Origin of the sequence: Sedimentitalea sp. XS_ASV28, from assembly GCF_041224545.1 — a bacterium.
GTDB lineage: Bacteria > Pseudomonadota > Alphaproteobacteria > Rhodobacterales > Rhodobacteraceae > Sedimentitalea.
The window spans coordinates 1-10531 of sequence record NZ_JBGFGP010000106.1 but is presented as its reverse complement, the minus strand read 5'-3'; the positions used below and the strand labels follow the sequence as shown (position 1 = coordinate 10531).

Sequence of the window (10531 nt, the reverse complement as noted above, 5' to 3'; positions counted from 1 at the left end):
AAGCAAAGGCACCGCAACAACCAGCAGACCCATATACCCAATGCCCAAAACCATGAAAAAATGGATGACAAACGCCGGCATCAATCCACAAAACAAAACACAAAAAATCGACACAGAAACTATCCTGAAAGGAAAGAAAATATCATGAATCAATCTCAATACGGGTCCACGCCGCGGACAGCGCGTCCTGGCCGGGTTGCGGTTGAAGGCACCTGCCACGGCGGTAGAATGCCATTGTTTCCCTGACCAGACGGGCCCGAGCCATGATCCGCCACATCGTGTTTTTCACCGTACCCCATGAGGGAAATCTCGACTCCGTCCGGCAGGGGCTTGGTCTTCTGACCCGAATTCCGCATGCCGAGCGGCTCGAGATCGCGATCAATCGCAAGTCCGATCCCGCCAGCAAGGAGGTCGATGTCGTTGTCTATGGTGAATTTGCCGACGATACGGCGCTGGCGGCCTACAAGGCGCATGAGCTCTATGCCGAGTCGATCCGCCGGGTAAAGCCGCTGCGCGACATCCGGCTGGCAGCCGATTATGATCCGCAGACCGCGTTGCAATCGCCGGACTCGTGATCTTTCACTGCGACGTCCGATCGTTTTCCTGCAATTGTCTGAAATGACCGACAAGATGGTGCGCGTTCAAGGGCTGCCCGGATAACCAGACCCGGCCATTGCACGCCTCAGCCAGCGAAGTGGCCCGTCTGACCGATGGCGAGGGTGCCGCCGGACACCACCTCGGCATAAATGCCCATGTCCATATGTCCCAGTTCCTTGCGCAGCAGGTAAGGGAGCTTCAGGTCGCGCTCGGCCGTGTCGGGGTTCACTTCGGTTGCGGCGCATCGCTTGGTGCGGGCCAGGATGCGCAGCGCCACGTCACCCAGATGAAATGTCGAACCGACCGAATCCAGTTCCACGAAGGGTGGCAAGCCGTCGATTTCCAGATTGGCGCGGAAACGCGCCGGATCGATCTCGACATCCAGCCGCTCCTCGACGGCGCGCACTGACGCAAGGTTCAGCACCGAAACCGCGTTCATCATCTGCGATGAGACCACCGAAACATCGGTAAAGCGATGCGGGGTGGATGACACGAAGGTCGGCGGCTCGGGATCGCTCAGCGCGAGGGTTTCGTACAGATAGAGTGCGGCGGCGTCTCGCCCTTCGGTGTTCCCCATGTCAAACTGCCGGCTCTGTCCGGACCGGATATCAAGCGTGTTTGTCCGTGGATCGAACCGGGTTTTCAGGCCCGCCAGCGCCGCCTGATTGGCCAGGACCACGAAACGATCCTTGGGCAAGGGTTGCGGATTTTGCGGATCGAAACCGGAACCGTGGCGGGCAAAGCCGAAAAACCGGTCACCCGGAATACCCTGACCGGCATCGAGCGTTACCGTTTCAAGCTGTTCGGCGCTCAACCCCTTGACCGGGAACCGGTTGAGCCGGGTCAATGTCAGCTGTGCTTCTGCCATCGGTCACCACCTATCCTGTGCCCGGCCGGATCGCGGCGGGGTCCTGATGGCATGTAACGCGTTTCCGCCTCGGGCTGCAATCGCGCAAGGGCGTGCATTCCTGCGTTCCCGCGCGCATTCGAATGGCTCATTTCCCGCAAGACATGAAAAGCTCGAACAAATGATGTATGGTGAACGTACCGCAGAATCGCCCGGACCGATCCGGGGGGTCGGTATGTTCAATTTCGACAGAAAGGGAAACCCGACATGCAAGCGACGAAGACAGCTCAATACGCCCGGGCTCTGTATCAGGCCCATGGTGACGCTGCCGAGGCGGAAGCCGCCCGCAAGGCACGCGAATGTGACGACGCCGGCAAGCCTCGCGAGGCCCAGGACTGGACGGCGGTCCGCCGCTCGATCCGCCAGTTGCGCGGAGCCAACCAGAGCTGAGCGCGGGCGAGGGCGGCAACAACATCTGTGGATAACTGCATGCCGGGGCTGGCGCGATCCGGGGCCCCGGTTTATGTCATTGGTCCCGTCATACAGGAGCCCCTCTTGGACCAGACCGCCGATCGGATCGCCCGCACAATCGCAACCGAAATCGCCGCCACGCCGCGACAGGTCGCCGCCGCCACCGCATTGCTGGACGAAGGCGCGACGGTGCCCTTTGTCGCCCGTTATCGCAAGGAGGTGACCGGCGGTCTGGATGACAGCCAATTGCGCACATTGAACGAACGTCTGGTCTATCTGCGCGAGATGGAGGCCCGGCGGGCGACCATCCTCGACACGATCCGGGGGCAGGGCAAGCTGACCGATGAACTGGCGCGCAAGATTGCGCAGGCCGACAGCAAGGCAACGCTCGAAGACATTTATCTGCCGTTCAAACCCAAACGCCGCACCAAGGCGATGATCGCGCGGGAAAACGGGCTCGATCCGCTTCTGCGCGCCATCATGGATAACCGCAACGCCAGGCCGGAGGACCTCGCGCAGGCCTATCTGGGCGAAAACGTGGAAACCGTGAAAGCGGCACTGGAAGGTGCGCGCGATATCCTGGCGGAAGAACTGGCCGAGAATGCCGACCTGCTGGGACGATTGCGGGACTTCATGCAGGCCGAGGCGCTTGTCATCGCGCGCGTGCAGGCCGGCAAGGAAGCCGAAGGCGCCAAGTTCTCGGATTATTTCGATCACAGCGAGAAATGGTCGGACATTCCCGCCCATCGGGCGCTGGCGATCCTGCGTGCCTCCAAAGAGGGTGTTCTGACCCTGTCGATCGAGCCGGAGCCGGAAACCGGAGCCGCGCGCGCAGCGGGCATCGTCGCGGGGGCGATCGGCATCCCCGGCGACGGGCCGGGTGATGAGTGGCTGCGCCTCGCCGCAGGCTGGACATGGCGCGTCAAGCTGGGTCTGACAATGTTCCTTGACCTGCTGGGCGATCTGCGCCGCCGGGCCCATGACGAGGCGATCCGCGTCTTTTCACGCAATCTCAAGGATCTGCTGCTCGCCGCACCCGCCGGGGCCAAGACGACGCTGGGGCTCGATCCGGGGATTCGCACAGGGGTAAAGGCGGCGGTGGTCGACGCGACGGGCAAATTGTTGCAGACCGCAACGCTCTATCCCTTTCCGCCGAAACGCGATCTGCGCGGGGCCGAAGAGCTCCTGCTGCACATGATCCGCACGCATGGCGTCGAACTGATCGCCATCGGCAACGGCACCGCCAGCCGCGAGACCGAGAAATTTGTCGGAGATACGCTCAAGATGCTGCCATCCGGGCCAAAGCCCACGCGTGTCGTGGTGTCGGAAGCGGGTGCGTCGGTCTATTCGGCATCCGAGCTGGCCTCGCGCGAGTTTCCCGAGCTTGACGTGTCGCTGCGCGGTGCGGTTTCGATTGCCCGCCGCCTGCAGGATCCGCTCGCCGAGCTGGTCAAGATCGCACCCGAGAGCATCGGCGTCGGCCAGTACCAGCATGATGTAGACCAGCGTCAGCTGGGCCGCGCTCTCGAGGCGGTGGTCGAGGATGCGGTGAACGCCGTGGGTGTCGACCTCAATACCGCTTCCGCGCCGCTGCTGGCGCATGTGGCAGGTCTGGGGCCGCGGCTGGCCGAAGCGATTGTCGCCTATCGCGACGAATTGGGCGCGTTTTCCTCGCGCAAGGCGCTGCTGAAGGTGCCGGGCGTCGGGCCGAAAGCCTTTGAGCAAAGCGCCGGGTTCCTGCGCATTCGCGACAGCGACGAACCGCTCGATGCATCATCGGTACACCCCGAGGCCTATGATGTGGCACGCCGGATCGTCAAAGCCTGTGGTCGCGACATTCGCCAGATCATGGGGCAGGAACAGATCCTCGGTGCATTGCGCCCCGAAGAGTTCGTCGATGCCAGTTTCGGGTTGCCCACGGTTCAGGACATCATCGCCGAATTGCAAAAACCCGGACGCGACCCGCGCCCCACATTCAAGACCGCGAGCTTTGCCGAGGGTGTCGAGACGATTTCGGACCTGAAACCCGGCATGTCGCTGGAGGGCACGGTCACCAATGTCGCGGCGTTTGGCGCCTTTGTCGATATCGGCGTGCATCAGGACGGGCTTGTGCATGTGAGCCAGTTGGCCGACCGGTTCGTCAAGGATCCGCACGAGGTGGTCAAGGCCGGAGACGTGGTGCGCGTCCGCGTGACCGAGGTCGACGTCGCCCGCAAGCGCATCGGACTGACGATGCGCAAACAGGGCGGGGCCACTGGCGCGGGCAAGCCCAAATCGCCGCGTGATCCCGGGCAGGGCAAACGCTCCGGCGGCACATCACGTCCTCCCAAAGCGACGCCATCGAACGGCAGCAGCCCCGGCGCGCTCGGGTCGGCACTGCTCGATGCGATGAAAAAGAGTTGAAGCGACAGATCGGATGACCGGGCGATACGACCGGTCAGGACTCGCCCCGCAGCGCGCTCGCCGTCACCTGCCGCAATCATGGGCGTCTCTTCAACCTATTGGGGCAGGTGGGCTTTTCAGCCCATTCATTTCTTGACCAATTGGCAAAATTTGATGCTACATGCATAAGTCTAACTCCGGGGGTACAGGTCATGAAGATTAAAGCTCACATTTCCCGTCGTCGTTTTCTGGCGACGACGGCCGCCACATCGCTGTTGGCTGGCACGTTCGGCGCCACGCGCGGCTTTACCGCCGAGCCCATCAAGACGGCGGGCGTCTACACGGTCCCGATCGAGCAGCAATGGGTGAGCCGCATCCACAAGGCGGCGCTGACCGCGCAGGAACGCGGCGACATTTCCTACGAGTTCTCCGAAAACGTCAGCAATACCGACTATGCCCGTGTTCTGAGGGAATATGCCGAGGCTGGCAACAAGCTGATCATCGGCGAGGTTTTCGGCGCCGAACAAGAGGCCCGCGAGGTCGCCGCCGATTATCCGGATGTTGCGTTCCTGATGGGCTCCAGCTTCAAGGAAGACCCCTCTCTGCCGAATTTTGCCGTCTTCGACAATTACATTCAGGATGGATCGTATCTATCTGGAATCATTGCCGGTTCCATGACGAAATCCGGCAATATCGGTATGGTTGGCGGCTTTCCGATCCCCGAGGTCAACCGGTTGATGCACGCGTTCATGGCGGGGGCGGCCGAGATAAACCCGGACATCCGCTTCCAGGTCAGCTTTATCGGAAGCTGGTTCGATCCGCCCAAGGCCAAGGAAACCGCCTTTGCCATGATCGAGAACGGGGCCGATGTGCTTTACGCCGAACGCTTCGGCGTGTCGGACGCCGCCAAGGAAAAGGGCGTGCTGGCGATCGGAAACGTGATCGACACCCAGGGGGATTACCCCGATACGGTCGTCGCGTCTGCGCTCTGGCATTTCGAGCCGACGCTGGATCATGCCATTGCCCAGGTAAGGGCCGGCAGTTTTTCCGCAGCGGATTATGGTGTCTATTCCTTCATGAACGAGGGCGGAACCTCGCTTGCGCCGCTGGGCACATTCGAGGGCAAGGTGCCCCAGGCGGCGCTGGATCTGGTTGCCAAGCGCGAAGCGGAGATCAAGTCGGGCACGTTCACGGTCGAGATCAACGACGACGAACCGAAATCCTCCTGATCCGACATGACGCAAGGCACCGCCGAGGCGCTTCGCCTCAGCAACATTACCAAGCGCTTTGGAGATCTGACCGCCAATGATGCGGTCAGCTTCTCTGTGGATGAGGGCGAAGTTGTCGCCCTGCTCGGTGAAAACGGGGCGGGCAAGACCACGCTGATGAATATCCTGTTCGGCCAGTACACCCCGGACAGCGGCACCGTGGAGGTGTTTGGCCAGACCCTGCCGGCGGGCAATTCCCGCGCCGCACTCGATGCGGGCGTCGGCATGGTCCACCAGCATTTCACGCTGGCCGACAATATGACCGTGCAGGAGAATATCACGCTGGGGGTGCGTCCGCTTCTCAGCCTTGGGCTGGACCGGGCGGCGGCGCGCAAGCGCATCGTGGAGCTGTCGGACCGGTTCCACCTTGCCGTATCGCCCGACGCACGAGTCGGCAGCCTGAGCGTGGGCGAGCGGCAACGGGTCGAAATTCTCAAGGCGCTGTATCGGGATGTGCGCATCCTGATCCTGGACGAACCGACTGCGGTGCTGACCCCGCAAGAGGCCGATGACCTGTTTTCGACGTTGAAACAGGCCATCGCAAACGGGCTGTCGGTGATCTTCATCTCGCACAAGCTGCACGAGGTCATGGCCATTGCCGATCGTGTCGTCGTGCTGCGCCACGGCAAGGTCGTGGGCGGCGTGCGCACCGCCGATACCGATACCCATGCGCTGGCGGCGATGATGATGGGCTCGCAAGCGGAGCCACCCGAAATTGCACCGGGCAAGGCTGGTGCGGCGTTGTTCGAACTGCGCGGGGTCTCGACACCCGATATCAGCAACGCGCCGGGGTTGAAAGCCATCGATCTGACGCTGTACGCGGGTCAGATATGCGGCCTTGCAGGCGTATCCGGCAACGGGCAGGCGGCGCTTGCCGATATCGTGGGGGGCATGCAATCGGCCGCCCGGGGCGAGATGATCCTGTATGGCGACGTCCTTCACACCTGGTCCGCACGGCAGGCCGTGCATAACGGCATCGCCCGGATTCCCGAAGATCGCCACAAAACAGGAACGATCGCGGATTTCGACCTGACGGAAAACGCGATACTCGAACGCTACAACGGGGCGCCGTTCAGCCGCCGGGGTTGGCTCGACTGGGGTCGGGCGCGCCGTTTTGCCGAAGAGATCATCAGCAAATTCGACGTGAGATGCCCAGGCCCCGACACCCGCATTCGCCTGCTCTCGGGGGGGAATATGCAGAAGCTCATCCTGGGGCGCGTCCTTGAGGCGCAGCCCCGGATCATCCTCGCCAACCAGCCGGTGCGTGGCCTGGATATCGGCGCAGTGAATTACGTGCACCGCCAATTGCTCGACGCGCGGGATCGCGGTGCGGCAGTGCTGCTGATCTCCGAGGATCTCGACGAGATCATGGCGCTCTCCGATGTCATCCACGTGATCTCTGACGGTCGGCTTTCGCCCGCCTTTGGCCGGGGTGAGATGACACCTGCGGAACTGGGAATATGGATGTCTGGCCAAGGGTTTGGGGCACGGAGTTACAATGCGGCTTGAACCGATCCGAAACCCCAGCCACGCGCGCCGGGTGGTGCCGATCGTTCTGGCGTTGAGCGCAACCATCGCCATTGCCTCCCTGCTCGCCAGCATCGCAGGGGCAAACCCGTTCTCGGTCCTCGGACTGATCCTGAAAGGAGCGTTCGGGTCGAAATTCGCGATTGTCGAAACCTTCAACCGCGCAACCCCGCTGATCTTTACCGGGCTTGCCGCCGCCGTCGCGTTTCGGGCGAAATTCTGGAATATCGGTGCCGAGGCTCAGCTTTATGCCGGGGCGCTGACGACCGTGGTGCTGGGAACCGGTTTGCTGGTCTGGCCGTCCTTTGCGCTGCTGCCGCTGCTGGCCTTTGTGGCGATCCTGGCGGGGGCATTGCTCCTGTTGGTGCCCGCGGTACTGAAAACCCGGTTCGGTGTCGACGAAGTGGTGACGACGCTGCTCTTCAATTTCATCTTCCTGCTGTTCATCTCGATGCTGCTGGAAGGGCCGCTCAAGGATCCGATGGGCATGGGCTGGCCGAAATCCGCGCGGGTGGTGGCCGAGGCCCGGCTGCCGCGGATTTTCGAGGGCCTGCGCGTGCATTGGGGGTTTGCGCTGGCGCTGATCTCGGCTTTCGTCGTCTGGATTATCCAGACACGCAGTACGCTCGGATTTGAAATGCGGGCCGTGGGCCTGAACAAGGACGCGGCGGCCTTTGCCGGGATCCCGGTGAACCGGGTGCTGGTCAAGACCGCGCTGCTGTCTGGCGGGCTCGCCGCACTGGGCGGGTTTTCCGAGGTCGCGGGTCTCAAGGGCAGTCTGACGCTCGATCTGTCACCGGGCTACGGCTATACCGGGATCATCGTGGCGATGCTGGCGCTGTTGAACCCGATCGGTGTGATCGTTGCCGCGCTGTTCGTGGCGGGCATCTTTGTCGGCGCCGACAGCATGAGCCGTGCCGCCGACGTGCCGACCTACCTCGCCGATATCATGCTGGCCACGGCACTGCTGCTCGTGGTTCTGGCGATCATGCTGACCCGGTTTCGCGTGGTGAGGGATTAGCCATGGACATCATCGAGATCCTGTTCACCGCCAGTTTCTGGGCTGCCGCGATCCGCATAGCCACACCGCTGATCTTTGCGACGCTGGGCGAACTGATCTGTGAACGCGCAGGGGTTCTCAACCTCGGGATCGAGGGGATCATGGTCGCCGGTGCCTTTGCCGGATGGATGGCGGTCTATTCCGGTACCGGTCTCTGGGTCGGGGTGGGGGTGGCGATGGGTGTCGGCATGCTCTTCGGGCTGGTGCACGCGCTGCTGACGGTTCCCTTCGGACTGTCGCAACATGTGGTTGGGCTCGGTGTCACGCTGCTGGCGACCTCATCGACCTACTATGCCTATCGCCTTGCTCTGCCCGAAGTGACCAACCCGCCCAAGATCGCGGCGTTTCAGCCCTACGAGATTCCGCTGCTGTCCGAGATACCCCTGCTTGGTCCGGCGCTGTTCTCGCAGACGCCATTCACCTATCTTGCATTCGTGCTGGTGGCGGTGGTGGCGCTTGTGCTTTACCGCACGCCGGTCGGGCTTGCGGTGCGGGCGGTTGGCGAAAACCCCGCGGCCGTTGCCGCACAGGGGCTTTCTGTCACCGCGATCCGCATGGGCGCCGTGATTGTCGGGAGCGGCTTCATGGCAATGGGCGGTGCCTTTCTGACGATGTCGGCCTTTGACAGTTTCTTTTTCGAGATGGTCAATGGCCGGGGCTGGATCTGTATCGCGCTGGTTGTCTTCGGCTCCTGGCGGCCGGGCAAGGCGCTGCTCGGCGCGATTCTGTTTGCCGCGTTCGATGCCTTGCAAATCCGGGTGCAGCAGACCAGTTTCGGGGCGGAATTTCCCTACCAGATATTCCTGATGATGCCCTATTTCCTGTCCATTCTCGCGCTGGTGGCGATGTCACGACGGGCCGAGGTTCCGGCGGCTCTGATGGTGCCGTTCAACAAGGGGGAACGCTGATGTTCGATCTGATTGTGCGGGGCGGGACGCTCCCTGACGGCCGGGTATGCGATATCGGAATACAGGGCGACAGGATCGTGGCGATGGACGACCTGGGCGCGGCGACGGCGGGCAGGGTGGTGGAGGCCGCAGGCGATCTGGTAAGCCCGCCTTTCGTGGATCCGCATTTTCACATGGATGCAACGCTGTCCTACGGGCTGCCGCGCATCAACGCATCGGGCACCCTGCTCGAGGGAATCGGGCTCTGGGGCGAACTCAAGCAGGTGATGACCCAGGATGATGTTGTTGCCCGTGCCCTGCAATATTGCGACTGGGCCGCAAGCATGGGGTTGCTGGCGATCCGCAGCCATGTGGATACCTGCGATGACCGGCTGCTGGGCGTCGAGGCCTTGCTGGACGTTCGCGAACGGGTCAAACACTATATCGACCTGCAACTTGTCGCATTCCCGCAGGATGGGTTCTATCGCGATCCAACCGCGCGGGCCAACACCATCCGGGCGCTGGACATGGGTGTGGACGTTGTCGGCGGCATTCCGCATTTCGAACGCACCATGGCCGATGGGGCCGCCTCGGTCACGGAACTCTGTGAAATCGCCGCCGAGCGGGGCTTGATGGTCGATATGCATTGCGACGAAACCGACGACCCCATGTCGCGCCATATCGAAACACTGGCGTATGAAACCCGGCGGCTGAACTTGCAGGGCCGTGTCGCGGGATCGCACCTGACCTCGATGCATTCGATGGACAATTATTATGTGTCCAAGCTGCTGCCCCTGATGGTCGAGGCCGAAATCAACGCCATTCCCAACCCGCTCATCAACATCGTGCTGCAAGGTCGCCACGACAGCTTTCCGAAACGGCGCGGGTTGACGCGGGTCAGGGAAATGCTGGCGATGGGGATCAATGTCGGCTGGGGACAGGATTGCGTACTGGATCCGTGGTATTCACTGGGCACCGCCGACATGCTCGACGTGGCCTTCATGGGTCTGCACGTCGCTCAGATGACCAGCCCCCAGGACATGCGCACCTGTTTTGACATGGTCACCGTGAACAACGCCCGCACGCTCGGATTGGCGGATTACGGGCTGCATGTGGGGGCAAGAGCCTCATTGGTCATCCTGGATGCCGGCGATCCGATCGAGGCGCTCAGGCTGCGGGCCAACCGGCTTTGCGTGATCGCCAACGGCAAGGTGATCAGCGAAACCCCACGGGCCGATGCCACACTGAACCTGCCCGGCCGTCCCGATACCGTGCGCAGGCGACACGGCGCAGGGTAACGCGCAACGTCCGTTGTCCAGAGGTCGCAGCGTGCAGCGCAGACCGAGCGTCATATATCATTGTGAATTTTTCTTGTTTTTATTGGGTGTGTTTATTTGATTGTTTATATCGTTTCGCGATAGACCTGACGCTGCCTGAAATCAGAGATTTCAACGCGTTAGGTGATGCGGGATGTTTCAAGTCAATCGCGAAG

General features: G+C 62.1%; 9 protein-coding genes. 8 read left to right on the top strand and 1 reads right to left on the bottom strand.

Annotated features, from left to right (window positions below):
* Window positions 1-263 precede the first annotated feature (263 nt).
* Window positions 264-575 (top strand): Dabb family protein, encoded by a 312-nt coding sequence (locus tag AB9K34_RS07140; protein WP_369953735.1) that lies wholly within the window; start codon window positions 264-266, stop codon window positions 573-575.
* 107 nt (window positions 576-682) lie between these two features.
* Here AB9K34_RS07140 and AB9K34_RS07135 read toward each other — a convergent pair whose 3' ends face one another.
* Window positions 683-1465 carry an MOSC domain-containing protein gene (locus AB9K34_RS07135; RefSeq protein ID WP_369953734.1) on the bottom strand — a complete coding sequence of 261 codons (783 nt, stop codon included), beginning with the start codon at window positions 1463-1465 and terminating at the stop codon, window positions 683-685.
* A 246-nt stretch (window positions 1466-1711) separates the two neighbouring features.
* Here AB9K34_RS07135 and AB9K34_RS07130 point away from each other — a divergent pair, with 246 nt between their 5' ends.
* The 7 genes from AB9K34_RS07130 to AB9K34_RS07100 all read left to right on the top strand — a co-directional run bounded on the left by AB9K34_RS07130 (window position 1712) and on the right by AB9K34_RS07100 (window position 10337).
* Entirely contained in the window at window positions 1712-1894 is a 183-nt protein-coding gene (locus tag AB9K34_RS07130; RefSeq protein ID WP_369953733.1) for a hypothetical protein, read from the top strand.
* A gap of 105 nt (window positions 1895-1999) precedes the next feature.
* A complete protein-coding gene (locus tag AB9K34_RS07125; RefSeq protein WP_369953732.1) occupies window positions 2000-4318 on the top strand; it encodes a Tex family protein in 2319 nt (772 codons plus the stop codon).
* A 191-nt stretch (window positions 4319-4509) separates the two neighbouring features.
* On the top strand, window positions 4510-5526 hold the full coding sequence (locus AB9K34_RS07120) for a BMP family protein (RefSeq protein ID WP_369953731.1): 1017 nt from the start codon (window positions 4510-4512) through the stop codon (window positions 5524-5526).
* 6 nt (window positions 5527-5532) lie between these two features.
* Window positions 5533-7074 carry an ABC transporter ATP-binding protein gene (locus AB9K34_RS07115; protein ID WP_369953730.1) on the top strand — a complete coding sequence of 514 codons (1542 nt, stop codon included), beginning with the start codon at window positions 5533-5535 and terminating at the stop codon, window positions 7072-7074.
* The gene (locus tag AB9K34_RS07110) at window positions 7064-8113 is read left to right on the top strand and encodes an ABC transporter permease (RefSeq protein WP_369953729.1); all 1050 of its coding nucleotides are present in this window, start codon (window positions 7064-7066) and stop codon (window positions 8111-8113) included. Before AB9K34_RS07115 ends, AB9K34_RS07110 begins: the two co-directional genes overlap by 11 nt.
* Before the next feature lie 2 nt (window positions 8114-8115).
* The gene (locus tag AB9K34_RS07105) at window positions 8116-9060 is read left to right on the top strand and encodes an ABC transporter permease (RefSeq protein ID WP_369953728.1); all 945 of its coding nucleotides are present in this window, start codon (window positions 8116-8118) and stop codon (window positions 9058-9060) included.
* Window positions 9060-10337: an amidohydrolase family protein gene (locus AB9K34_RS07100; protein WP_369953727.1), complete on the top strand. Its 1278-nt coding sequence runs from the start codon at window positions 9060-9062 to the stop codon at window positions 10335-10337. Before AB9K34_RS07105 ends, AB9K34_RS07100 begins: the two co-directional genes overlap by 1 nt.
* The last annotated feature ends 194 nt before the right edge of the window (window positions 10338-10531 follow it).